Here is a 24,456-nt window from a genome sequence, read left to right on the forward strand (position 1 = left end):
ATGCAGGATTCAGCGAGATTGACTGGCGTTGTGATCGCGGCGTTCCTTTGTAGGTGTAGTCACCTCCATCAAAAAGGAACAACAAAGAGCACGCCGTCAGTCAACTCGCCCGAAGGGAGGACATCAATGCGCCCACTTCTTCGTCAAATTCCACGGAAATAGAGCGACTATTCCACGTAAAATTTGCCTCGAATTGAACGCATTGATGACCTCTGAATGCGGGCATCTCCAGGTCGTTTGGGTATAATAGTTTGAATCAAATAAAGCGCTGCAAAGCCAACTTTGCAGCGCTTTTTGATCTGAATAAAAAATTGCTAATTCAGTAGATTAAGGATTTATCGACTGTATCCAGATAGAAAAACATCATTTCCTCACTGGAATGAATCTTGATGTTAATATGTGATCCATACCCGCTCTCTCTTTCTGGAGTGGGTATCAGCTAGCCTTTGAATCAATCAGGGTAAGCCACTTTTTCTCCACCTCCTCTTTTACCAAGGCATACATGACGACGAATGCAGTAAACCAACAGCAGCAACAGCTGACCTTTCTCTTGATCCTTGTGCTCGGCGCTATTGCCGCGCTCACGCCTTTAGCTATTGATATGTACCTTCCAGCCATGCCTGACATTGCGCGAGATCTGTCGGTAACGCCTGGACAGGTTCAGCAAACGCTGGCGGCATACACCGCAGGCTTCGCTATTGGTCAGCTTATTCATGGCCCAATCTCTGACAGCTATGGCCGACGCCCTGTCCTGATTGGCGGTGTCGCATTTTTCTTGGTAGGTGGGGTTGTCAGTGCTTTGGCGGCAGATATTGAAACCTTGACCTATGTTCGTGCTGCTCAGGGCTTTTTTGGTGCTGCAGCAGCGGTTGTTATCGCGGCATTGGTACGGGACATGTTTGACCGCGAAGAATTTGCTCGCACCATGTCGTTTATCACCTTGGTGATGACGGTGGCACCGCTGGCAGCGCCGATGATTGGTGGTTATCTGGCGGTTTGGTTTGGCTGGCGCTCGATTTTCTGGGTGCTAGCGGGCTTTGCCGCGTTGGTTATTGTTTTGGTGTTATCACTGATTCCAGAAACCTTACCCGTGCAGGGAAGGCCGCCACTCCGTCTTGGCTCAACGCTGCGCAATTATATGAAGATACTGCGCTCAAGAAAGTCTGTCGGCTATATCTTTGCTTCCGGTTTTTCTTTCGCGGGCATGTTCTCATTCCTGACAGCCGGTGCATTTGTGTACATCGACTACTATGGCGTAAGTACCCAGAACTTTGGTTATCTGTTCGGCTTGAACGTCGTCTGTCTGATTGTGATGACCTCTTTTAACGGCAAGTTTGTGCGCAAAATCGGCAGTGAGAAGATGCTGCAAATCGGCCTGACGATTCAACTTCTGTCAGGTATCGCTCTGATTGCTGGGCAAGCTTTTGAATGGGGCTTATGGGGAACAGTGATTCCCGTTATGTTCTTTGTCGGCACCATCTCTATCGTCGGAAGCAACTCTATGGCGTGTGTATTGAGTGCGTATCCCGAGCTTGCGGGCACTGCGTCCTCGCTGGCAGGAACATTGAGATTTGGTACGGGCACCATAGTTGGTGGTACAGTGGCGGTCATTCACGTGAATTCAGCCTGGCCGATGACTGGTGCTATGGCAGCATGTGCGTTTTTATCCGCCCTGTTTTACTGGGGCTTAGCGAAAAAATAAGAAAATGAGCTACATCGAAGACATTAAATCCGTCGTGGATTCTGCCCTTGCTGAACTTGAAGAAGCAAAGGCTCGCGGCAAATTACAAAGCAACCCTGTGAGTGAGGAATCTTTCCTTTGCCGTTGGGTGGCCCAAGCAGTAAAAAAACAGCGCTTTGGAAATTCTGTTTCTAAAGAAATGACGGCCTGGGTGCAGCAGGGTCGTAGCATGGGCAAACACGCCAATATTAAAGGCCAAATGCAACATATTGCGAGCGTTTATCATCACCACTTCCCGCAAGGTGATGAGCACAGTGCGATTACTAAAAGCCAGTTTGACGCTTTGGTAGCCGCGCTTGAAGAGGCCGATTGGATGACCCACACCGAATACGAGATCAACCGTAAGGTGCGTGTGATTTCAGACGGTCAGCACTCTTTTGCAGTCTGCAATATTGCTTTGGGCAAAAGCTTCAATGAAGAAGGCGAGCTGATAAAACCGTTGAGCCTTTATGTTCGTGGTCCAGAATCTTGGTTTATTGAAACCGTTCGCGAACATGGCATGCTGATGACCAAAGTGACTGACTACAAATCTATCGTGAAATACCACGGTGAATACCAGATTTGGCCTCGCAACCAAGCCGATAGACTGCTGGTGTTACCAGAGAGTCTGAAGCCTTAATAAGGTTAAGCAAAGGTCAGCAGACCCAAGGAAATTATATGTGGTGCGAAGGAGTAGTCTTCTTCGCACCACTTTTTTTTGCCAGAGCAAAAGCCATGCCTTTGAAGATAAAAAGGTGAGCGGGCATCATCGCAAACCAATAAAGCAAGCCGCTAAAACCCGCAGGGTGCCACCAAGCGCGGATATCCAACAAACGCGTTTCGCCCAAGTCCTTCACCGTAAATTCCAGACGGCCTAGTCCCGGTGCTTTCATGCCAAACAGCAGTGACAAATGTTTTTGCGGGTGGCACTGAATCACTTTCCAGCTATCGATATAATCACCAGTTTCAAGCGAAGATCTTTGCGGTCGACGTTTTCCCAGCGCATTTCCACCAACTGCTGCATCCATGTAAGCCCGGATTTTCCAGAGCCAATTCCCGAAGAAATAACCTTCATCACCGCCAACTTTTTGTATGTTCGACCAGAGCGATGCCGCAGTGGCATCGGTTTCTACGGTGAAGCCAGCATGCTTGGGGTAGTAGCCATAATTTCGGTGCCAGCGAGCGATGGCATCAGGGTCAAACCCCCAAATATCATTTTTTACGACATCACTTTCATTGCTGAGTGCGGATTCAACGGCTTGTTCAAAACCGAGTTGTGGTACGGGAATTAGAGTGCCTATGTCCTTGCCGGTAGGGAGCAAGTCATAACGCAGTCCATCGATCAGTGCACTGGCAATAGATTTGGGCACGGTCGTGACAAGCGTTAGCCACATTGAGGAAATCTTGGGTGTCAGTAAAGGCACCTTAATGATGAAGATCCGCTTGTTGATGATGCGGGCGAAACGACGCATTTGATCTTCATAGCTGATCACTTCGGGGCCACTGACATCAAATATCGGAGAGCCTTCGACAGGCACTTCAATCAATTTGGTGAGGTAGCCAATCATGGTTTCAAGGGCAACCGGGCTGGATTTGGAACGGACCCAGACTGGCGTGGTGATGACAGGGAGGTGAGAGACTATATCTCGCATGACTTCAAAGGCCGCAGAGCCACTACCAATGATAATGCCTGCGCGCAGTTCAATCACTTGCTTGCCGCAATCGCGTAGGATATTCCCAGTCACTTTTCTGGCTGCGAGGTGGGTAGAAGTGACATTGTTGGGTTGGGTCGCGCCCAGATAGATGAGCCGGGAAACCTGACTTTTTGCTATCTGATTTGAAACATGACGCGCCATATTGAGCTCATGCTGATAGAAATCTGATCCAGATGCCATGCCATGAACCAAATAAAAGACCTGTGATACTCCTGACAGAATGGAGGAGAGGTCACCTTCGTCTAACAGATCCACTTCCGCCAGTGTCACGTTGGGATGGTTATGCCAGGCCTGATGTTTTAGTGTCTCTAATGAGCGGCTGGTTGCGATGACCTGATAGCCTAAGGCCAATAAGTTTGGCACCAAATGACTGCCCACATAACCCGTCGCACCAATCACCAACATCTTTTTACTGGGCATCATATTTTGAATCTCATCGCAAACTTCTTCATTCCATGAGAGCGATCTCTGCCGCAGGATTGCTCGTATATTTTGTCATTGGCACAAACTCCCTTCGCAACGACCTTATTGAGAAATAAGACAAATTAACTTGCGAAAGCGTGACTGTTCGTTGTCAGCACAGTGTCAAAGAAACAAGGCTATCGGAAAAGAGAGTAAAAATCTGTGATTATCTATGCCTTTAAAGCTGGATATAGCCTGCATGAATTGATGGTTAAATAGGCGATTGTGATTAATTGTCAAAATGTGCTGTGGATTCAAACACCTTTCTTGACGCCGAAGTTTGCGGTAAATTGCTTCACCTATCACATTATCGCGCGACCTTTTTCGACGCTTGTTGGAAAAACCAAGGGGAAAAAATGCTAGAGCTGGTTGGACTTTGCAAAGGCTATCTTGATGGAGGGGAATTCCATCCAGTATTGCAAGGTGCAGAGCTATCCTTAGCCAAGCATGATCAGGTGGCCTTGATGGGCGAGAGTGGCTCAGGTAAGAGTACACTGTTGAACCTTATTGGTGGATTAGATAATCCTGATTCCGGTGAAGTCATTGTCGCGGGAACGCCTATCCACGAGCTTGCCGAGCGCGATCGTACCCGCTTTCGCCGCAACAATATCGGCATGATCTTCCAGCAATTCAATCTGCTCCCCACGCTTACCATCGCTGACAACATCCGTTTCTGCCGCCAATTGAAAGGCCTGCATGACGACGACGGTCTGTGGCGACAAATCCTCTCCGCACTGGATTTGATGCCTTTGCTGGGTCGCTATCCCGAAGAGGTGTCTGGTGGTCAGCAGCAGCGCGCGGCGATTGCGCGCTCTCTCTATATGGAACCAAAAATCCTGTTGGCTGACGAACCGACAGGCAGTTTGGATGAGCGCAATGCCGACGCAGTAATGAGGCTTCTTACGACACTGACCAATTCGCTTGATTGTACTTTGCTCGTTGTCACTCACAGTGAAAAAGTGGCGGATTATCTCGGGCATCGCGTCACGCTACAAGGGGGCGTCCTGAATGTACGTACCCGTAGCTAAAGCGCTATTCGGTCACTACCGCCGACATCCGTTTCAGGTTTTACTCGTCTGGTTGGGGTTAACGCTTGGGGTGGCTTTGTTGGTTGGTGTTATGTCAATCAACCAACACGCGCAAGACAGCTACCAAAAAGGCGCCAGCTTATTTACTAATCCGTTTCCTTACGTGCTCCATCATCGCGAGCGCGGAAAACGTGTTGATGAGCCACTGTATATTTCGATGCGACGTGCAGGATTCAACCAGTGCGTGCCCGTCGACATCTATCGAACTTCAACACAGGATGGCCATGATATTCAGCTAATGGGTGTTGATACCGTCGCCATGTTCGCTTTCAACGTAGCAAACCCTGATTCAGTGGCGGCAGAGCAGCCATTGCGAGACGGATTTACTACCCAGTGGGTGAGCACCGAACTCGCTAGTCATCTTGGCTGGGTGGATGGACAAAAAATCACACTAAAAGATGGGAACAAAATCGGACCTATCAAACTGGTAGAAGGTGGCCAGATTGGCTCTGGTACCCGTATTTTCGGTGACATGTCCGTTATCCGCAGCTTGTCAGACCATGACGGTTTCAAACTTATTTACTGTGGGGTCATGGATAAAGCTGAGCGTGATGCATTGCGCGATGTTCTTCCATCTACGATCACGCTATCCCGAACAGAAACGGCGCAATTGGGCCCATTGACGCGAGCGTTCCACCTCAATCTATTCGCTATGGGACTTCTGGCCTTTGTCGTTGGCCTGTTTATCTTCTATCAAGCGATATCGCTTTCCATGGCACAGCGACAACCACTGGTTGGCTTGATGCGAGAATTGGGCGTTGGCAGGAAATCGCTAGCGTGGGTTGTTAGCCTTGAAATGCTGATTTGGCTCTTTATGGGTTTGATTGGCGGCAATATTGCAGGCCTGATACTGGCCCAAAAACTGATGCCAACGGTCGCAACAACCCTGAGTGACCTTTATGGTGCGAATGTCGACCTCACATTAAACTGGCAATGGGAGTGGGGCTTCTACAGCTTCCTGTTAGGCGTTTGTGGTTTTGCTTTGGCATCTGGCTGGCCGTTATATCGATTGCTTACCACGCCACCTGCCCGCCTTTCAAAGCGTATGTCTCTGGTTCGTTTTTCTGGCCGAGAATTCAGCTGGCAAGCGATTGTAGCCTCCCTGTTTATTGTCATCGCCATGTTGGTTTACAGCGCACCCCAAAGCCAAGCGCAAGGGTTTACCTTAATAGCCTTAATCCTTATCAGCGGCGGCTTGTTTCTGCCGTTTATGATGTGGAAATGCTTTCTGCTACTTTCTGAAAAGATCAAGATTGCCCGCCTGCGTTGGTTCCTTTCCGATGCGTCAGCCAGCCTGAGTTATCGTGGCATTGCTGCCATGGCTTTTATGATGGCGATTGCCACCAATATTGGTATGGAAACCATGGTGGGAAGTTTCCGAACTACAACGGAAAACTGGCTTCAGCAACGACTGGCGGCTGACATCTACGTCAAACCAGAAAAAGCGGTGGCGCAGCAACTATCAGATTGGTTGGAACAACAAGACGAAGTTAAGCGCAGTCTGGTTCAGTGGCGACATGAAATAGACACCGCCCAAGGAATTGTCGAAATCCATACTATTGGTACCAGTGCAGAAGAGCGTGAGGCTCTGGCTATAAAAGTGGCGGCGCCAGATTACTGGAACCACTTGCATCAGGGCAAGTCTATGATGTTGAGTGAGTCACTGGCGCTTAAATTTGATGCTCAACCAGGAGACAGCATTGCGCTTCCAGCCCCATTTGGTGATGGCTGGAAAGTGGCGGGCATCTATTTTGATTACGGTAACCCATATAGCCAAGTGATTGTCTCTAACCGCTCTTCTTTAATTCCTTGGATTCAGGATGCGGGACGGGTAGGAGTGGCCGCACTTTTTAATGAGGGCGCTAATGAAGAAGCGCTGGTTGATGGCATGCGCAAGCAGTTCAATCTGCAGGAGACGCAAGTCAGCAATCAAAGAGATATTCTTGCTACTGCAATGCGTATTTTTGACCGAACGTTTTTGGTTACTGATACGCTTTGCACGCTAACCCTTATCATCGCCATTTGTGGACTGTTCTTCTCAACGCTGGCAACTGAGCTTTCGCGCCAACGTCAGTATGCTCTGCTTCGATATATGGGGATATCAGGGCGGGAATTGGCTTTTTTAGGTGGCGGTCAATTGATGCTGATTGGCTTGTTTTCCGCGCTGTTTGCTTTGCCTCTTGGGCTCGTTATCGCTGAAGTGTTAATTAACATCGTGCTCAAATACTCTTTTGGCTGGACGATGTCGGTGTCCTACTTCCCAGCCAGTTATCTTATTACCTTGGGTGGCTCTTTGCTGACGTTGCTATTGGCAGGATGTTGGCCTGTGTGGCGTTTGATCAAGCGGTCTGCAATCCTTTCCTTGCGGGAGGCTCAGTAATGCGCGAGGCGAAGCCACAACCCTTTATGTTGACAGTCATTGGCTGGAGCTTTGCTGCTCTGCTGTGTTTGTTGGCACTGTTTGGTTCCGTGTTGCTGAAAGACGATCCGCCAGACCGAACTGCTGTGGCTGCACTGGTTGCCGCTAATGCTGAAGACTTTACGAAGGTAGTTCCTGGCCGGGAAATCCAATTTCCGAAAGACTACGGTTCGCACGACGATTTTCGTCAGGAGTGGTGGTACGTCACAGGAAATCTGCAAGATGAAGCGGGAAATCATTATGGTATTCAGTGGACGTTGTTCCGCTCTGCCATCTCATCGCAAAGAGGTGAGGGTTGGGACAACAACCAGATTTTCATGGCTCATGCCGTGCTGACGACGAAAGCGGGTGTTTTCGCCGCAGAGCGTTTTTCCCGGGGCGGAATTGGTCAAGCAGGCGTATCAGATAAGCCATTCAATGTGTGGTTGGATAACTGGCAATGGCGTGGAAACGGAGAGCAACCATTTCCAGCCAAACTGCAAGCGGAAGACAAGGATTTTACTTTCAAGTTAACCATGTCAAAAAACCTTCCAGAGATTTTGCAAGGCGATAATGGTTATAGCCAAAAACATGCGGTAAAAGATGTCGCCTCTTACTATTTCAGCGTGCCAGCTGTCGCATTGGATGGAGTGATCGAATTGAACGGCAAATCCGTGAAGGTATCTGGAAAAGGCTGGGTTGACCGCGAATGGAGTACCCAAGCCTTGAGTGAAGATCAACTTGGTTGGGATTGGTTTTCTCTTCAACTTGATGACGGTCGTTCGCTTATGTTGGTGCAGGTTCGCGGGGAGCAATCGCCTTACCGGTTTGGCTCTATCACTGATGCTGCAGGAAACACCAAGATGCTGAAAAACGGCGAAATAGAGCTGCAACCTATCGCCTTCGCAAAAATGCCCACTGGTCGCCATCTTCCGATCAAATGGAAGATTCAGGTGCCTGAACAGGACATTATGCTCACCACTAAACCCGTCCACGAACAGAACTGGTTGCCGTTTACTTTCCCTTATTGGGAAGGGCCAATTATGGTCAATGGTTCGGCAAAAGGTGTCGGCTTTATGGAAGCAACGGGTTATTAGGACCCTTGGCCCATATCATTTCTATTCACTCTGATGCTGTTCAAGTTCTGAATCACCTTAGTGATTTGATCTTTCTCATATTGTTCTCTTTCCCCTCAAAGACTATGGTTAATATGACCATTAACATAATTGCAACTTTCGAGTCCGCTTGAAGAGTTAGCGAATGCGAGGCGAGCACATATGTTCCCGATCATTTTGGGCACGGCCAAATTCGGCACCTATACCAGTCGCGAAGAGAGTTTTTCAGTTCTCGATGGATACTTGGCGTTGGGGGGACGGAGACTCGACACCGCTAATAACTACGCTGTCTGGCATCCCGATGGTAAAGGGGGCGAAAGTGAAACTGTTATCGGAGAGTGGCTGAAGACGAAAGACCGTTCTGATGTTGAAATCATGACAAAAATCGGTGCTCAGTCGGTGGATGGCTTTACTTACGACAAGCTGGATGGACTCTCGCCCGGCAATATTATGCAGTCAATCGACGATTGCTTGTCCCGTCTTCAAACTGACTACATTGATGTTCTCTACGCTCACGTTGACGATGAAAACACTCCGCTGGTTGAAACCTGGAAAACGATGTCTTCGCTTGTCGAACAGGGAACAGTCAAGGCGCTTGGCATTTCGAACTATAAAGAGCCCAGAGTGCTGGAACTGCTCGATGTGATCAATCAAAACAACCTTGAGCCATTCAAATACGTTCAGTATCGCTATACCTTATTGTCTCCTAACATCGACGCCAAGTTTGGCCCTCAGGTAGTGATGAACGAACACTTATTCGGGGCTTTAAAACACCTTGAATGCAAACCAGAAATTACCGGTTATAGTCCATTGCTAGATGGTAGTTATGAGTTTTCGCCTGACGAGTTACCTGATGAGTATGACAATTTGCTCAATGCAATCATGGTGGAAGAGTTACAAATGCAGGCAGAAGAGATTCATACGACGACATCCTCGCTGGTGCTAAAAACCATATCTGATTATGGTGTCACGCCCGTGACGACTGCTTCCTCCATAGAGCGGCTAAAAGATAACCTAAAACTTTTGATTTGAACCAAGTCGCAATATGTTTTCACCATCCAGTCTGTGCTAATGTGTTGGAAGTGTTGAGTAAACTAGTCATTGGGATTGATAAAGATGATGAAAAAGTTACTTGTGGCTTCTGGCGTTCTTCTGCTCGCAGCCTGTTCGTCTGCACCAGATCCTATGGATGAACGTATCGATGCGGCTATCAAGCTTTGTCAGAGTGACAGCGCAAAAGCCTATTCACACACGGTTGATGGACTGCGCGTGATGTGTGATAGCGGTAGCTCTTACATTATCCGTGGTGACATTTCTTTGGAACAAATAGTCGAGATGGACAGGGTATATTGCTCTAGCATGGGTATTCGTGACTTCGTCTCAAGTAAGAGCGGCGAAATTAAGCTCGCCTGCAATGATGGCTCTAACTACGTTTTATAAAGGCAGATGACAATGAAAAAAGTACTGATTTCTCTTACTGCAGCGGCTTTGATGGCAGGCTGTTCTTCAATTGAAACGGCGGAGTCAATGCCAAACCCAGATCAGCGTGTGGTTGATAGCCGTTTGAACATTTCTTCAGATTTAAACGCGACCTACTGTGAAGGTAAAGGCTTTGAGAAGTACATGGAGCGTGAAAAATACTACACCTTCACTTGTAAAGACGGCGCATTCTTCAACATAGCGAAGTAAAAATGCCGACTTTGGGTAAGGTTATGTAAGGCGCTGGGGAAACCCGGCGCTTTTTGGTTTAAGTTTATAAATACTCCCATTTATTGTATTAATAACAGATGATTAGCACTTTTGTTTTTTGACTTTTTAATGGAGGTGATTGGGGTTTTTAAACGGATAACTGCCTTCTTATCTCTATTTTCTTCACTCATTCGGTGAGACGTAATAAAAAGTTCCCTCCAAAATCCCTCCAAAACTATCCCTCCAAAACGACAGCGATGATCCAGTGGTATTGTGCCTTGATCCCAAGAAACGGGTTTTGAGTGACAACGTCACAATTTTAAAGGCGCTTTGACATAGATATATTCACTTCTACGTTCATCATGGTACTTGTCTGTCATTTTTCGGCTTTTGTGTCCCAGTAACACCTGCGTGTCATAGCCGAGGTCGGCGTAGGTTCGTTCAGCCAGCGAGCGCAGCTCATGAAAACTCGGCGCCGTACCATCTTTCCATGTCAAACCGCTCTCGTCGCGGATTTTGAGAAACGATTTGCTGAGAGACATCGCACTGACCTTCGAGCCCTTGCGCGTGGGGGCATGTTTGGTGGTGAGGTGGAGCAGGTAGTGACTGAGCACGCCCGTGGCGCGGCAAAGTTCAATGATTTCCCCCAAGGACAGGCCGACCAGTGGATTGGTCAGCGTCAGTGGAAACGCGAGTTTTGTTTTGCCCCGCGATTTGTTGATACTCACCAACAGATGGCCGTGTTTGACATGCGAAAACCTCAAGTCGCACAGGTCCTGCCGCCGTAAACCTGTCGTGAGGGCCAGATAAAGTGAGTGCAACATATAGGGGAAAGACTGTTTCTTGGCCGTCTCGACCAATACTGGCCATTCGTCCCGTGTCAGGCGGTTTCTTGCCACCTTGAGCCTTGGCGCACGTGTCGCCACCGCCGGATTGATCCCGCCTTCAATCTCCCCGGCGTGAAGTGCTTCTTTAAAGCAATCTATCCAGGTTGAGCGCAGCCGCGCTGCCATGTGCATTTTCTTTTTGGCTCTGTATTCATCGAGGATCTTAGCCAGTGATTTGGTATCAATGTCTTTCAGTCCCACTTGTCCAAGCCGGGTCTCGAGCACATTGATGCAATAGCCCCGTTGCTTGACTGTATTCTCCGTCAGCTCGCCGCTTTTCAGCCGTTCGCGTTGAAGTGTCATGTACCTTTTGCACCAGGTGGCGGTGCGGATACCGTGACGGGTCACCTTGGCCGTGTTCTGCTCGAGAATGTTTTGGTAGTGCTCCAGCATTTGGACGGCGATCCGCTCATTGAGCTCTTTAGCGGCTGCGATGGCTCTTTTTCTATCGGTGCCCAGCCCGTGAAAGCGGCCCGTTCTGGCATCCCGGTATTGGTAGTAGACTTTGCCGGAGCGCTTATCGAGCTTTTCATATAAGTTCTGGATGGTGAGGTTATGAGAGCGGGGTCTAGCGGCCATGGTGCAAAATCCTTTCTACCAATGGATCTGACGAATGGCTGGCTACCTCGCCAAGCCCAATAAACCGCGCGTCCTGCCTGACCATCCATCGGCCGCCCACTTTTAGCGGAGGCGGATCGATTTGGCGTGTTTTGGCCCAGCGCGACATGGTCGCCGCGGAGTAATGTTCACCAGGGAATACGGCGGCTGCCCAATCAGACAGCCGGATAAAGTGATAATTGCTCATTCGAACCTCCGAAGACGTTCAATCCATTAGAAAGGGGGCTTGATATCACGCCAGTCAGTCTCAATCGGTGCTGCGGGCTGGGCTTGCGCGGGGGCCGTTTCGGTCTTGGCGCTGTCGGTGAACTCCACGTTCATGATTTTTGCCTTCAGCGACGCGGCTGTGGTGCCATCGCCTTTTTGGTAGGTATCGACGGCCACGTCCTCGGCATGGATGAGCAGCTGCTTGCCCTTGGTGAGGTGGGGCGCCAGTTTCACCGCTCGGTCACCCCAAAGTTGGCCATTGAGCCATTGGGTTTCCTTGTTCGCGCCATAGCCAATGGAATAGGCAAGGGAGAGACTAGCCACGTTGTGGCCGTTGGGCGTGGTCCTTAGGACCGCGTCTGCCCCTAATCGACATAATACGGTCAGCATCTTATTCCTCCTTCTCTGCATCAACGACGTGCTCTGGCTGTTCATCGGCTGCGCGTAAGCTGGCCAATTTGTCTTTGTACGCGCTGCGGGCGGTTTTTAATGCGGCTGGCGGGAGTGTCTTGGCGGTGTCTTCCACTTCCGCCAGTTCCGTTTCTGTTTGCGCGGCCTGGATTTTTTCCAACACTCTGTCCAGCGCCTCTGTTGGAGCTTCGGCCTCGGGGGCCGGGGCCAGTTTGGACAGCAATGATGCGGTTTTACTCTGCTTTTGCAGTACCGCGTTGATGGCTTTTTCGGTCGGCATGTCGAGCTCATCAGGGGTGTACACGCCGAGAATGACATCCGGGCAATACAGACGTGACCAGCGCTTAACCGCTAGATAGGCAATTTGCTGACGTGGGTCGGATTTCCAGTTCGGGGAGTTTCGCACGGTGATAGGCTTGAGCAGAATTTCCAGCTGACGGGGCTCGGTTTCGCCTTTCAATGTGGCCCAGACGCGCACGCCCAGTCCGTCTTCATCTTTCTTCTGGAGCCCAGCATGGATGTACTTATCCCAGTCGCCAAACCACTCGTAATGTAACCGGTCTTTCGTGGGCGCCATGGTATTGATAACCGCATTGACCAGCTGGGCTTCGTATCCGAGGGCCCATTCACCAGGTGGGTTTTCTGTGCCACTGCGTGGGGATTCATGCGCCATTGCATGGCCTGAAGGGTCACCGCCAAACAATCACCGACGCTGCCCCGAAGGTGGGCAGGGACCGTGGTTTTCCCTTGCGCCATGAGCTCTGCAAAGCGTTCCAGGCGTCCCATGATGTCAGGGTTAAACATCATGGTCGCGACATCGTAGTGGGGCATGTCCATATCAACGATGGCCAAAGCTTGCGTGTCCTGGGTGGCGAGTTCTGTGGTTGTCATCGTGGGCTCCTTACGCGCGGAAAACGCGGCTTTCGGTGGTGTTGGTGAATTGGGCGATCAATATTGAGGCTATTGATCAAAATGAAGTGAGAGAATGGCTAACTAACAGATTACCAAAATGCGATATTATCGTTTCTTGGCAACGAGATACTGCAGTTGTTACAAATACAGACTTGTTTATTCAGTACTGGGACGACTTTTGCTATGGTGCAAGTGATGACGTTTCAGTTTGGCCAAAAGATAAGTCGTGGGTACTTCACTACTGGCACGAAGAAGTGTTTTGGCATGGTAAATCAGCAAGCGTATAACAAGGTGCAGCAACGGACTTGTAAAACTGTCACTTGTTTTGCAAAACCCGCAAAACAACCGCCATTTTTACAAGCCGCTGTGCACGGCGTTAGGGCATAGCAGAAACAATGGGTAGAAATTTACTGAGTTTAATGTTTCTTTTGGCTCTCGTGACTGGATGTAGTGACAAGCCTTGTCACACTGATCCTACTACAAATTTTAATAAGGCTATCGAATCCTTAGTTAAGGAGAAAGACAATTCTCGTTCTCTTCGACTTATTGAAAATGGTTTAGATGTGAATTATCAAAATAGCTGTGGGGCTAGCATGTTGCACATAGCCACTATTATGGGTGATGAGCCATTGGTTAATTTGCTATTGTCAAAGTCAGCAAATCCCAATGTTTCGAATTGGCAGGGTGAAACACCAGTTTATATGGCTGCTCAATGGGGTGAAGACGATATATTGGTCAAGTTATTACAAGCAGGAGCTGAACCCAACTCTGTTGCTGGAGAATTAGCGTTTAGTCCTTTAATGATAGCGGCACTTAATGAACATCACAGTACGGTTGAGATATTAGTTGCACATGGTGCTGAGCCCGACTATACGAACAATGAAGGTGTATCAGCTGTTTCTATAGCAATAGAGAATGGCAACAGAGAACTGTTAGCAGCTTTGGAGACAAAAACGCCCTAACAAAGCCAATGAACGCGGACGCTTTTTCAATGCAGTAGCTTTTAAAAGTGTTTTTAATACAAGGGGTTAAAGAAGTTTTGGGCGGTTTGATAAGCGCCCATTATTGCGATGTTATGTCACAGAGGAGAGATTGTGGGCTTAGCTCAGACATTCCAATTTGAATATCAAAGCACAGAAGAAATTCAATCATTTATTAATAATCTTAATAAAATAGCAAGGCTTCAATTTGAAAAGGAGCTTTGGACGGTTTCAGAGTTTGAAGGCTGCAAGATGATGTTTGAAATCAGAATTGTTAGTAAAGGGTTGTACTGCCATCGCTCTGGGGATTACTTTAGTTTTCTTGGTTATTTTCTAGAGCAACTCTCCGGTGTTTTCGGTGCAGTAACAATTGAAGATGTGTAGTGATACGTAACGTAACAAAGACAATGAACGTGACACTTTGCCATCACAGTGGCTTTTTAAAGTGTCTTTAATTCAATGGGTTAAAGCGGTTTGGGTATTTTGATAAACGCCCGTTATTGCGACGTTATGACTGGAGGCTGAATGGAGTTTAACCCCAATTACGGCGTTTACGTGTGCGAGCATGTGTTTAGAAAAACTCGCCCAGTAAGATATAGCGTTCGCGATGCCGATGGTGACTGGCAATTTCTTTGTGGTGTTCCCGGTTGTGTAGATGAAGGAGAACCGCACTTAGTTGGAGTTGGTCATCTAATTGAAATGGACAATAGTATTAGAGATTTGGCCACCCTTGAACCCATGATGAGTGCAGTTAGGAAAAGCATTCATCAGCAGTGGATCATTAGATCGTTGGAACGAGACGATAGCGCAGATTCATAACAAGTGCCATCAACATGACGTTTACTCGTGGCGCATTTTTCATAGACACGCTGTGATTCAGGGGTTTCAGTCAGTTTGGCTAGTAAACGCCCGTTATCGTGACGTTAGCACTCCAATTAGTGATGGCATGTAAGTGTGAAAAATATTTTTGGATTATTCCCGTACTTTCAAGAGAAACATCTGGTAGAAATTTCCGACACCTCACTTGAGACCAGAATATCTTCTTCGAAGCTTGAAGGGTCGTATTCAGGGGAATCATTAAAGCTGACATACAAATCATGGCTAGGAAATGCCTTTGGACCAGTTGCAGTCTGTCAGGTAGGTAATCAAGTATCTGAGGTGGTTGTCACATACCGTCCCCGATTTATTGGATGCGTTTTTTATGTATTCTGGACAGTGTTCATTTTGGATGGCTTAATTAGCGCAATCTACAATACTACCTTCCTTGGCGCACTGTTATTGGCGTTGTTGGCTTTGGCTGGATATGGATTAATTCAAATATCCTTCTGGGTAGAGGTGCCTCGACTTAAGCGTGAAGTTCGTAGCTTGTTTGGCAGCTAACGCTACGAGCATATAAACGGCACGTTCGCCCATGACCCATGCAATGAAAAGCCGGCTCGGCTGTTAGCTCTCCCCCAAACTTCCCGAATAATAAAGCGCTCATTTACACCGTGTACCCGTATCACACGTAAAGCGGGCGCCTGGATTGGCCTTCAACGGACAAATCCGCTCTCATCGTCAGTGAGAGCCCTTCACGCCTTTCTTCCTGCCAACGCTCTGGTGTTTGGGCTCTCAAGTCTATCCTGATGCCGACCGCACGTTATCTCCCCGTCACTTTGCACAACATCTCTTGTTCGCTTACGCTGGTTCTTTGGCAGGGAATGTCTGTTGTCGAATCGTGATGGAGTGATTATGAGTGTGTTTCGATTGTTTCTAGTTGGGTTGGCTTTAGTACTTGTTGGTTGTGGCAGCACGCCAAAAACGTCGGATAGCACCTCATCAAAACAATGTTTCAATAAAATACCAGACTCTCTAGGGAATGAGATTGAAATCATTGGGGAGCCCCAAAGCGATGAAATAATGGCTCATACCGTTTCCCAATATGTCTACCGGGCGGCAAGTGTTGCTGCTGAATATGGTTTTGACAAGTTCGCTCTACTGAACGTTCCTCTGTGCGATAAACCATTAAACATAGGTGTTTTCATGCATGATAACGGGCAAGAGTTGCAGGGTTTTATGAGGCAATTCGGTGGGACAAAAGGTCTAGAGCTGTTAGGTGTGTTCAATACTATTGATTATCAAGGCAAGAGATATCTTGATGTTCGAAGTGTGCCCGGGGCCGCATAGACTGTCGGGTCTTCCACAATCGTTCAATGCACAGATGGGGGAGAATTTATGGAATATCCTGATGATGATATTGGCGATGTATTTCGCAGGATGGAAGCAAGCAAGTTTGATTTTTCAAAAGAGCATATTGTCGATTTTTATGCTGTTTTCGCCACTGAAGATGGAGCTGATAGAGTTGCCAGAATGTTCGTTGCAGATGAATGCCGATACACGAATATTGAGACTCGTCCCTATGATGAAGGTGGAATGGAACTAGAAATCTCTAAAAAGATGCTAGTAACTTATGACTCGATATGTGAGCTTCAGGAACTTCTGGCTGAAAGGGTGGGGATGGTAAGAGGGTACTTAGACGGCTGGGGTGTCATGCAGGATTAATACCTAACTCCTATGAACCATTCTCCAGTCAACAGGCCATAGCATTCTCCGGCTGCCCCGCGCAGCCTTTGCACAATATCTCGTGTTCGCTTCCGCTGGTTCTTTGCTAGGGAATGCCTGTTACTTCGATGTTATCTCCAAAAGAGGATTGTCATGTTCTATCTTCCCAAATGGTTTGCTCAGAAGTTCGCCTACTTTAAAGACTCTTCGATATTGAGCATATGGCTTACATGCTTCGCGATGATGATATTGTTTGCCGTTTTTTTACCGCTAATAACTTCAATCAGCGATATGTTATTTGGACCCGCAGCTAGCATATTGCTTTTATGCTTTTTGGGAATGATGTCCGCAAAGTATTTTGCTAGGAAGAAAATCATTTTAACTGGGCCAATCGCTGTAAGAGTGGCAGCCTCAGATGCAGGAGAGACGGCAGCTAAAATTGGGAAAACGATTTCAGATATATTTTTCTTGCTATTTTTCTACTTCTGGCTGTTTTCTTGTTTATTCATAGCGTTATCACCTTTGCTCTTTTTGGCACTCACCTAACTCCTATGAACCATTCTCCAGTCAACAGGCCATAGCATTCTCCGGCTGCCCCGCGCAGCGTTTGCACACCTCCCCCAAAATCGCTTAATCTGATTTTTGGGGCAGGGAATGCCTGTTGGCCAACAGTTAGGTTTGAAGGAAGACAATGTACGTTGACTACTCAAAATACTCTCCCAAGTCTCTGATTGAGGCACTATCTTCAATTGACGCAGATGCTCATCCGGAAAATTACAAAAAGCTGATTGCCGAGATATCTGCTCGCCGAGAAGAGATTGAGCTTTATGAAGCTTCGCTGGAACAGCAGAAAGCGCAGAGATGGGAGTCGTATTTTTCCGTGATAGGTTACTGCCAACTTACCACCGGTGTTCTCGCTATCGTGGCCTGCGTTTTGTCTCTCTACAACCAGTTATTTGTGGATGCCTTCTTTGGTTTTTTTGTTGCAGCATTGAATATCGCTGCGGGGTATACGGTTGTAAAAAGAGACCATAGGTATTTCTTCTTATCGTACCTAAATATAGGGCTACAGGTATTTTCTGTTGGGATTGGTGGCTTCTATTTTAACTACTACGGCTTGGGTGGAGTCTTCTTAACATATGATTGGGTCTTACCCGTTTACAATGTTGTTGAGTTTGGCTTCTCGTTGGGGGGGAGCATTGCCTCATTCTCATCAGGTAATGGGTCAAACGGATTTGTACAATTAGATGTTCTGGCCGTGTTGTATCTTTTTATCATTCACAAAGTTATGACCAAGCGAAACGCTGACCCAAGTGCGTAAAGTCTCTCTACAAAGCTAATGCCCCCTGGCTGCCCCGCGCAGCCAATCCTCTCAATCCGCAACTACTTAATTTCTTTGAACAAAATCTCCCCAACCAAACTCCCATGCGATCAAAATCAAATCTGGTTTTATGCACTTTGTGGTACATTCCAGCCAAAAGTTTTAGACAGTGATGGCGTGTTGTGTGCCGAGAAGCGAAGGGCGGTAGCTTTGGCAAATCCTCGTGAGGGGAAATTCATGTCATTCGTTATAAGTTTCCCTAGTTAGAGGTTGGTGAATAAATGAACAATGATATTAAGTTTACATTGTCGTACGAAGGCGGTGCGTCAGATCACCACAAAATTGATTTCTATGACGTCTCCCAGGCACTATTGGGTTTCCAAAGGACCTTAGCTCTCACAACTCACCTAGTCTTGAATAATCAGATAATTACTCAGGCACCAGCGTTAAAAGGTGCAAAGATTTTAGCTTTACCTCCAGAAGAAGGAAGTTGGAAAATAACAGCTGGTATTGTTCTGGGCGGGCTTTACACATTTGGTACAGCACCGAATAATACTCCAATTGGACATATTGTCTACTCGTTATATGATTATGTTGTTTCAGAAAGCTTAGGTTTCCATGTGGACTATGATAAAAGTCTTGGAAAATTATATGAAGAAGCTAAAGAAAAAGATAAAAAAATAAAAGTCATCAAGCAACATCAAGCAGACTCATTAATTGAGAAGTGTAGTGCGGCTATATCTGATATCCACCGTCCAATAACTAAAAATAAAACAGCGTTAGAAGCTAGTATTTCCGCAAATATCTATGGTTCTGAAAGTCCAATTGGAGCTAGCTTTAATGAGGATACATTTAGCTATATACAGGAGTTAATCACTTCAGATATCCAAGAAATTATTTATGGTCGAGTGTCAAGTTATAATAGTAATACATTTAAGGGTCGTATATATGTTATGGCAGAAGGTCGCCCAGTTTCCTTTGAGCTATTTGGTATTGCTAGGGCTTCAGCTTCACTAAAGCTGATCGTGGCAAGTTTAAGTGCTAACGTTCAAAAAAATTACAACGATCCTCTATCAAATCTGTTCTGTAGAGTTACACGAATTACAACAAGGTCAGGGTTACTAAAGAGTTTTGAGATTCATGCAGTATCAACACAAAATAATGTCGCATAAAAATAAGTATCGAGTAGTTGAAACCTTAGCAGGGTATAGAATAAGCCGTTTCTGACGCGTTTTACCCCAAAGTGAGCTGGAATCTCAAATATCTAAGCTCTGAATTCATAAGTATACGCGGACTAATCGGGCAAGTTGCACGCTATTAAGTTGTTATGTTCTACACGAGGTAATTGAACAGTGGTAGATATCAGAGTAAAGGTAAATCAAGGTTTCTATGACGATGACCTCAAGAAGTTACTTGTCATTCGAGATAATGCAATTACCTATGGAAAGCTTCCAATTCAAGATGCTGTAGAACAAAGGCTGAAGAAATGTTATCCAGAAGTATATCAGCGGCAAGTAGGTCAACTGTATAAAAGGCATCGAGACTCTCGTTTCAAATGTTACTGTAACTACCCGAAGACACTTGAAGCTGTCTGTAAGGATATACTTTATAATCAAGTTCCTTATGACGCCCTGCACTGTGAAGATTGTTGGCGAGAAGATCTGGCTACAACATGGGGCTACTATGGTTATTGCAGCAAAGTTATTTCAAAAGAAGTATGGCGTGAGCTATGTGCTGACAGCTCTTATGCTAAATATGTTTAGTTCACGAACATAACACATATGAGCCCTTCTCCGGTCAAGAGGCAATAGTTATCTTCTGACTGCGTTAGCAGTCAATGCTCTCGAACAACAAAGTCGTCTACTTCGTTTTCCTAAACTCAGCTTATCTGAAGTAGTTCATCGCGAACACATTTCCTAACTCGAAATTGCCCCTTCTTGCGTTACCAAAAGCAAATCAGCTAAGTTTTCTTTCAAAAGTTTTTGATAGATTTTCTAATACAAGTCGTGAGGTGTGTAGAAAATACCCCAATTTGTCGTATTTTCTCTTTCGTGATTTTGCGATGCATGATGATATTCTATTAAAAACAAAGCTTTACGACAAGTCCGAGTGTCTGGAGGATGCGTAAAAAATCCCCAAGTGGGGTGTTTAATTACCCCACTTTGAGATCTAATAAATTGTTATGAGTTAATGGTAACTATGAACATTTCTGAAGAAAACACTCTATCTTTATTTGGGCTTTTGGGTATATCGTTAAGCAAGATACCAGAGTCACCAGAACCACACTGTAAAACACCTGACTTTGAGGCTACGCTGACTGGGAATCGAATCCTAGTCGAAGTGAAGGAGATACGTGAGAATCCGGACGAGAAAGAAGTATTAAATCGCTTTAACGAGAGTAACTTAGTATCAATGTCGATTAACCTAGATGGAAAGAGATTTCAAAAAGCTCTTTCTGAAGCAAATCGTCAATTAAAAGGCTATTCGAATGCAAAAGATCTTTGCGTTGTAGCGATCGAAGACGTTCGAGAATTTGCTGTGCGCTCTGAGTCACCAGTATTTGAACTTCACCAAGCTATGTATGGAGAATATATTTCATGGTTAGGTATTGATGATCGAACAATCTGTATTGATAGTCATGGTAAATCACGTGCCTTAAGTTTTCAGAAAAATACTAGTATTTCGTGTGCTGTCTTAATACTCGGTAGCAAATATCATACTCAAGTTTCTGCGGTCTGCATTCACAACAAGTTTGCAAAAAATCCATTTCCTGAAGGCGTATTTGCTAAAGCTGGTTACCGAGAATATAAGTCAGAGCTCATCGGGAAAAGAGAAAAATTGGTGGAAATTAACTCATAAAAAATAAGAATAAGTGTCGCACAATCGAAACTTTTTGGGTGTTGAAAAAGCCCGCCCTTTATTCAGTAAATTGATCGGATGCGGACAAGAAGGTAAGTCGCTCATCTCAGAATGACAGGCGAGCGCCGCCATAGTTTTAATTATCCGAATTTAACGTTTTAGAGTGCTAACTCTAACGAATTTCTGTCCAAAATCGTGTAAACCAAATCTAGACTTTCTCCACCAAAACCTGTCCCCCAAAGGGCTCACATCAGTGAGCCCCTGAATCTCCCAACATCTCCAAACTCCCAGGTGCTAACCTCTTAGCCAACACCACCAAACCCTTAGACGTCACTCGCACTTGCTCAACAGTGCGCTGATTCACCGTCGTCACCTTTTGCTCTAACAAACCCCGTTGCAGCTTGTGTTGATACCCAATCAAGCTTTTCCCGTCAGGTCGTTTGTATATCCAGCGATTCGCAGCCAGCCAAGCGAAGAGGGCTTTGGGCTGCAGCTGCAGATTCTTAGCGGCATCGGTGATACAAAGCGATCCTTGGCTATCCGCGATGAGGTGATAGGCTTCAACCTTGGGCCGGTCCTCTGCCACTTGGGCTTGAAGCTTCAGTTTCTCTTCCTCGGCCTGCATGGCGAGCTTGAGGATATCCATGCGGGAGAGGTCGGCCGTACTATAGCTGCCGGTCTTACGAATCGAGGGCAGGACATCTGACACCACTCAATCTTCGAACTTCTCGGCCTCGGGTAATTTGGAGTGTATGATGAGGCGGTAGACGTCGGGCTCTGGGATGATTTTTGTCTGTTTATCCAGGATGAACGAATCGTTCACCCCTAATGGACTTGGACACTTGCAGTGGTCACGAATTGCTTTCTGAGGAGCATGTCATTGCCTAGATAAAAGGTGTAGTAGAGTCCGAGCTGTTGGTCATTACTTTGATTGCTACCCCCAACCACTCATGCCCGAGTTCTGACTCGGGTATAGAATCCCAATTCACCAAAGCTGGCCATTCCGGTCGGTCATCCTGTTCAGGATCAAACCACACACCGTCAGGTTTCATCGCTACAACATGGAGATTTTCCCCATGAAAAACTGCTGTAGGCATCAGGTAGCTCTCTTCAGCCACGGCTAGATTTTCCATACCGCAAAGAATTGGTACATCTAACGCGTTGCTCATGCGAAGTTCTTGCGGGTATGCGCCAGCCAGCTGACTGTATGTATTCTCGTCGCGAAGAATTATTTGAGGTTTAAGGCCAAAGCACATCAACACGTAAGCCATCGCCGAGATGGCGTTCAGGCCCGAGTCTTTGACGAATTCAGCGTAATCACTTTGATCAATGATCCCCGTGACCAAATAGATTTTTTCTGCCGTTTCCGTGAGAGAGTCAGTCGGCTCAAGAACAACTTGCTCACCAACAAAAGCGCCTTTCGATAAATCAATTTGATAAAGGAAGAGACGGCGGTTGACGGGCAACAGTCCCATCACATGCAGACAAGCCGTGAGGCTGTATGCGCCACATGAGATGGAGCCGTCAGGTTGTTTGATGTTGGGAAAATCTATTTGCAATGCAATCCTCATTGACTCGCATACCAACTTTTTATGTAGGCAATTACAACACAGGTGAGTATGTTTATTCATACACTGGGGAAAATCACTAGAGAGGTATCACAAACAATTATGGAACTGAATTTCTCTTTGACTGTTGCTATTTCACTGGTCTCTGTCTTCGTTACTCTGGTAACGTTCTTTTATAGGATGTTTGATAACCACCGCGCGTTTAAAATTAAGAACACAGAGCTTTTGCACAGTTGCTTAAAAGAAGAAGACTATGATGGTAAGTCCTTTGTACTGGGAAATATTATTGAAAGTGCCTACTCAGTCAGGATCCCCCACGAACGTCTGATGCGAATCCTAAAGCACCCCGAAAGCAATAAGTTGTTTAACCTCTATCGTTTTTCTGCCCCTCTGATTACCTTCTCTGACGGACACTTTTCTCTCAAAACGGATGCCCTCCTCGGTGAGAAGAGGTATCGCGAGGGTTCAATAATCTTCGGGAAGACTTTGCTTAAGTATTTTGTTTTTGCCTTGTTGGCTTGTGTAAGTTTAGTTTTTGCGGTGGAGGTGGCATTGCAAGGGTCTTTAGAACAGCTCTCTGCGGACAAGACTGTCCTTAAGTTTTCAGCAAGTTTAGTGTTGTCTCTGTTTTGCTGGCGGTTTGCCATGAGCCAGCTTAGAGAGCCTATAAATTTTTATAAGGCCTTTGAATTCATGGAAATTATTGAGTCGTATAAATTCCCCCCGGCCAAGAAAAGTAAGTTGCGAATGTATTGGGAAAAAATCAGGGGCACTAGAAACGACAAATGTGAAAGTGCTGAGGAAAAGACCGAAACCTAAATCTCTGACACTGAACCTTTTCACCTAATCCCCTCCAAACTGCCCGCGCTACCGTGCGGGCATGAACAATGAAACCCTTACCACTGCAACATAAGCTTACCAGTCTTTTTAAGTGCGCCATTTAGGCTCTCTTGGAACTACCTCGACACCGGTTTGATACCTTCCTGCAATAGCATTGAGCGTGAGTTCCAGTGCATGTTCACTGATCAATTCAAACTGCTGTGGCAGCGATTGTACTTTCATCGGGATGAAATCCAGCATGCGATTGTCACCAAACGTGGCGAATTTCACTCTCTCGCCAATCTCTGGTTCTTCCAGAATGGCATCAAGGATACCTTCAAACAACGCGTATGAAGTGGTGAGTATGGCCTCAGGCATCATACCAGCGTGATACCATTGCAGAATAAGCCGCTTAGCTTCTTTCTGGCTGAAATGGTCACCATAGGCGATTTGTGTACCTGCGTTTGCTTTTCTGGCAGCAGACAAAAAACCCTGTTCACGCTCTTTTGATATACCCAGTTCGGGTACTGCGCCAATCAGTCCAATGGTATTTGCGCCCATTTCAGCTAATTGGTTGGTCAATGAAAATGCACCATCCAGATCCTCACTGATCACACAGGCAAAGTGTTCATCATCTAAAGCACGGTCAATGGCGATCACAGGTGTGCCAGACGCTTGAATGGTAGGGTAGAAGTCGTTCTCTGCGGGCAGGGAAGAGGCAACTATCAGCGCGTCAATTTTGCGTGCGACTAACATATTCACCACTTGCTTCTCGGTCTCGGGATTGTCGTCAGAACAACTGATAATCAATTGATAACCTGCCTGACGTGCGTCCCGCTCAAGTAATTTGGCGATTTTTGCGTAACTGCCATTCTCCAAATCGGGGATTAGAAGGCCAAACGATCGGGTCGTACCTGCGCGAAGAGCGCTGGCTGCATGGTCCGGACGGTAGTTATATTTCTCGACAACTTCCATCACTTTCTGTTGAGTGCGTTCACTGATGCGGTATTTAGCTGACTTGCCGTTAATCACGTAACTTGCCGTTGTGCGTGAAACTCCAGCCAAGCGGGCTATCTCGTCCAGTTTCATTGAAATTTTTCCCCTTAAACCAAATCCGACTTACTTATCAGATTGGGAACACTCTGT

General features: G+C 46.7%; 30 protein-coding genes. 21 read left to right on the forward strand and 9 right to left on the reverse strand.

Translation table 11 applies throughout. The annotated features are described in order from the left end of the window. The first annotated feature begins 454 nt into the window (after nucleotides 1-454). Together D515_RS23920 and D515_RS23925 are read left to right on the forward strand one after the other, a co-directional pair. Nucleotides 455-1,702 (forward strand): Bcr/CflA family multidrug efflux MFS transporter, encoded by a 1,248-nt coding sequence (locus D515_RS23920; RefSeq protein ID WP_239644014.1) that lies wholly within the window; start codon nucleotides 455-457, stop codon nucleotides 1,700-1,702. A 4-nt stretch (nucleotides 1,703-1,706) separates the two neighbouring features. Then, nucleotides 1,707-2,360 (forward strand): DUF2913 family protein, encoded by a 654-nt coding sequence (locus D515_RS23925; RefSeq protein ID WP_002542488.1) that lies wholly within the window; start codon nucleotides 1,707-1,709, stop codon nucleotides 2,358-2,360. Nucleotides 2,361-2,394: 34 nt separating this feature from the next. On the opposite strand, the gene D515_RS23930 is transcribed toward D515_RS23925, so the two are convergent. Then, on the reverse strand, nucleotides 2,395-3,855 hold the full coding sequence (locus D515_RS23930) for a DUF2867 domain-containing protein (protein ID WP_039850641.1): 1,461 nt from the start codon (nucleotides 3,853-3,855) through the stop codon (nucleotides 2,395-2,397). A gap of 398 nt (nucleotides 3,856-4,253) precedes the next feature. Between D515_RS23930 and D515_RS23935 the strand changes: the two genes are divergently transcribed. The 6 genes from D515_RS23935 (at nucleotide 4,254) to D515_RS23960 (ending at nucleotide 10,187) form a co-directional block, all read left to right on the forward strand. Next, nucleotides 4,254-4,925: an ABC transporter ATP-binding protein gene (locus D515_RS23935; RefSeq protein ID WP_002542492.1), complete on the forward strand. Its 672-nt coding sequence runs from the start codon at nucleotides 4,254-4,256 to the stop codon at nucleotides 4,923-4,925. Continuing rightward, entirely contained in the window at nucleotides 4,906-7,365 is a 2,460-nt protein-coding gene (locus tag D515_RS23940) for an ABC transporter permease (RefSeq protein WP_002542493.1), read from the forward strand. Before D515_RS23935 ends, D515_RS23940 begins: the two co-directional genes overlap by 20 nt. Continuing rightward, nucleotides 7,365-8,480 (forward strand): lipocalin-like domain-containing protein, encoded by a 1,116-nt coding sequence (locus D515_RS23945; protein ID WP_002542494.1) that lies wholly within the window; start codon nucleotides 7,365-7,367, stop codon nucleotides 8,478-8,480. Before D515_RS23940 ends, D515_RS23945 begins: the two co-directional genes overlap by 1 nt. A 180-nt stretch (nucleotides 8,481-8,660) precedes the next feature. Further along, nucleotides 8,661-9,530 carry an aldo/keto reductase gene (locus D515_RS23950; protein WP_002542495.1) on the forward strand — a complete coding sequence of 290 codons (870 nt, stop codon included), beginning with the start codon at nucleotides 8,661-8,663 and terminating at the stop codon, nucleotides 9,528-9,530. 84 nt (nucleotides 9,531-9,614) lie between these two features. Beyond that, a complete protein-coding gene (locus tag D515_RS23955; RefSeq protein WP_002542496.1) occupies nucleotides 9,615-9,938 on the forward strand; it encodes a hypothetical protein in 324 nt (107 codons plus the stop codon). A gap of 12 nt (nucleotides 9,939-9,950) precedes the next feature. Further along, nucleotides 9,951-10,187: a putative periplasmic lipoprotein gene (locus tag D515_RS23960; RefSeq protein WP_002542498.1), complete on the forward strand. Its 237-nt coding sequence runs from the start codon at nucleotides 9,951-9,953 to the stop codon at nucleotides 10,185-10,187. 311 nt (nucleotides 10,188-10,498) lie between these two features. Here the strand turns inward: D515_RS23960 and D515_RS23965 are convergent, their stop codons facing one another. Genes D515_RS23965 through D515_RS26405 form a run of 4 tightly spaced genes read right to left on the reverse strand, consistent with a single transcriptional unit; the run spans nucleotide 10,499 to nucleotide 12,983 of the window. Then, a complete protein-coding gene (locus D515_RS23965; protein WP_002542499.1) occupies nucleotides 10,499-11,653 on the reverse strand; it encodes a phage integrase Arm DNA-binding domain-containing protein in 1,155 nt (384 codons plus the stop codon). Next, on the reverse strand, nucleotides 11,643-11,879 hold the full coding sequence (locus D515_RS23970; protein WP_002542500.1) for an excisionase: 237 nt from the start codon (nucleotides 11,877-11,879) through the stop codon (nucleotides 11,643-11,645). The genes D515_RS23965 and D515_RS23970 overlap by 11 nt, the downstream gene beginning before the upstream one ends. A gap of 26 nt (nucleotides 11,880-11,905) precedes the next feature. After that, the gene (locus D515_RS23975; RefSeq protein ID WP_002542501.1) at nucleotides 11,906-12,289 is read right to left on the reverse strand and encodes a single-stranded DNA-binding protein; all 384 of its coding nucleotides are present in this window, start codon (nucleotides 12,287-12,289) and stop codon (nucleotides 11,906-11,908) included. Between the two features lies 1 nt (nucleotide 12,290). After that, entirely contained in the window at nucleotides 12,291-12,983 is a 693-nt protein-coding gene (locus D515_RS26405) for a RecT family recombinase (protein ID WP_051997555.1), read from the reverse strand. A gap of 262 nt (nucleotides 12,984-13,245) precedes the next feature. On the opposite strand from D515_RS26405, the gene D515_RS25580 reads away from it, so the two are divergent. The 12 genes from D515_RS25580 (at nucleotide 13,246) to D515_RS24030 (ending at nucleotide 20,923) form a co-directional block, all read left to right on the forward strand. Beyond that, a complete protein-coding gene (locus D515_RS25580) occupies nucleotides 13,246-13,509 on the forward strand; it encodes a hypothetical protein (RefSeq protein ID WP_152442435.1) in 264 nt (87 codons plus the stop codon). A gap of 108 nt (nucleotides 13,510-13,617) precedes the next feature. Next, on the forward strand, nucleotides 13,618-14,184 hold the full coding sequence (locus D515_RS23990; RefSeq protein WP_083939979.1) for an ankyrin repeat domain-containing protein: 567 nt from the start codon (nucleotides 13,618-13,620) through the stop codon (nucleotides 14,182-14,184). A gap of 132 nt (nucleotides 14,185-14,316) precedes the next feature. After that, entirely contained in the window at nucleotides 14,317-14,586 is a 270-nt protein-coding gene (locus tag D515_RS23995; protein ID WP_002542505.1) for a hypothetical protein, read from the forward strand. Between the two features lie 141 nt (nucleotides 14,587-14,727). Then, complete coding sequence (locus tag D515_RS24000; protein ID WP_051997557.1) at nucleotides 14,728-15,021, forward strand: hypothetical protein; 294 nt, start codon at nucleotides 14,728-14,730, stop codon at nucleotides 15,019-15,021. A gap of 135 nt (nucleotides 15,022-15,156) precedes the next feature. Then, nucleotides 15,157-15,582: a hypothetical protein gene (locus D515_RS25835; protein WP_152442436.1), complete on the forward strand. Its 426-nt coding sequence runs from the start codon at nucleotides 15,157-15,159 to the stop codon at nucleotides 15,580-15,582. 351 nt (nucleotides 15,583-15,933) lie between these two features. After that, nucleotides 15,934-16,368 carry a hypothetical protein gene (locus D515_RS24005; protein ID WP_039850637.1) on the forward strand — a complete coding sequence of 145 codons (435 nt, stop codon included), beginning with the start codon at nucleotides 15,934-15,936 and terminating at the stop codon, nucleotides 16,366-16,368. Nucleotides 16,369-16,416: 48 nt separating this feature from the next. Beyond that, nucleotides 16,417-16,743 carry a ribonuclease E inhibitor RraB gene (locus D515_RS24010; protein ID WP_039850638.1) on the forward strand — a complete coding sequence of 109 codons (327 nt, stop codon included), beginning with the start codon at nucleotides 16,417-16,419 and terminating at the stop codon, nucleotides 16,741-16,743. A gap of 153 nt (nucleotides 16,744-16,896) precedes the next feature. Beyond that, complete coding sequence (locus tag D515_RS24015) at nucleotides 16,897-17,289, forward strand: hypothetical protein (protein WP_039850639.1); 393 nt, start codon at nucleotides 16,897-16,899, stop codon at nucleotides 17,287-17,289. A 145-nt stretch (nucleotides 17,290-17,434) separates the two neighbouring features. Next, complete coding sequence (locus D515_RS24020; protein WP_002542510.1) at nucleotides 17,435-18,064, forward strand: hypothetical protein; 630 nt, start codon at nucleotides 17,435-17,437, stop codon at nucleotides 18,062-18,064. 281 nt (nucleotides 18,065-18,345) lie between these two features. Beyond that, complete coding sequence (locus tag D515_RS24025) at nucleotides 18,346-19,236, forward strand: DUF7946 domain-containing protein (protein WP_002542512.1); 891 nt, start codon at nucleotides 18,346-18,348, stop codon at nucleotides 19,234-19,236. 180 nt (nucleotides 19,237-19,416) lie between these two features. Continuing rightward, the gene (locus tag D515_RS25585; protein ID WP_083939981.1) at nucleotides 19,417-19,827 is read left to right on the forward strand and encodes a hypothetical protein; all 411 of its coding nucleotides are present in this window, start codon (nucleotides 19,417-19,419) and stop codon (nucleotides 19,825-19,827) included. Nucleotides 19,828-20,263: 436 nt separating this feature from the next. Further along, nucleotides 20,264-20,923, forward strand: a complete 660-nt coding sequence (locus D515_RS24030; RefSeq protein WP_152442437.1) for a hypothetical protein — start codon at nucleotides 20,264-20,266, stop codon at nucleotides 20,921-20,923. A 250-nt stretch (nucleotides 20,924-21,173) separates the two neighbouring features. Here D515_RS24030 and D515_RS24035 read toward each other — a convergent pair whose 3' ends face one another. The 3 genes from D515_RS24035 to D515_RS24040 all read right to left on the reverse strand — a co-directional run bounded on the left by D515_RS24035 (nucleotide 21,174) and on the right by D515_RS24040 (nucleotide 22,482). After that, a complete protein-coding gene (locus tag D515_RS24035) occupies nucleotides 21,174-21,632 on the reverse strand; it encodes a phage antirepressor KilAC domain-containing protein (protein ID WP_051997558.1) in 459 nt (152 codons plus the stop codon). Nucleotides 21,633-21,635: 3 nt separating this feature from the next. Continuing rightward, nucleotides 21,636-21,746: a BRO family protein gene (locus D515_RS26475; RefSeq protein ID WP_204366359.1), complete on the reverse strand. Its 111-nt coding sequence runs from the start codon at nucleotides 21,744-21,746 to the stop codon at nucleotides 21,636-21,638. Between the two features lie 61 nt (nucleotides 21,747-21,807). Further along, the gene (locus tag D515_RS24040; RefSeq protein ID WP_002542516.1) at nucleotides 21,808-22,482 is read right to left on the reverse strand and encodes a T3SS effector IpaJ family cysteine protease; all 675 of its coding nucleotides are present in this window, start codon (nucleotides 22,480-22,482) and stop codon (nucleotides 21,808-21,810) included. A gap of 111 nt (nucleotides 22,483-22,593) precedes the next feature. On the opposite strand from D515_RS24040, the gene D515_RS24045 reads away from it, so the two are divergent. Next, complete coding sequence (locus tag D515_RS24045) at nucleotides 22,594-23,310, forward strand: hypothetical protein (RefSeq protein WP_160167798.1); 717 nt, start codon at nucleotides 22,594-22,596, stop codon at nucleotides 23,308-23,310. 108 nt (nucleotides 23,311-23,418) lie between these two features. Here D515_RS24045 and cra read toward each other — a convergent pair whose 3' ends face one another. Continuing rightward, the gene (gene cra, locus D515_RS24050; RefSeq protein WP_002542519.1) at nucleotides 23,419-24,399 is read right to left on the reverse strand and encodes a catabolite repressor/activator; all 981 of its coding nucleotides are present in this window, start codon (nucleotides 24,397-24,399) and stop codon (nucleotides 23,419-23,421) included. Between the last annotated feature and the right edge of the window lie 57 nt (nucleotides 24,400-24,456).

Source organism: Grimontia indica (assembly GCF_000333895.2).
GTDB classification, from domain to species: domain Bacteria; phylum Pseudomonadota; class Gammaproteobacteria; order Enterobacterales; family Vibrionaceae; genus Enterovibrio; species Enterovibrio indicus.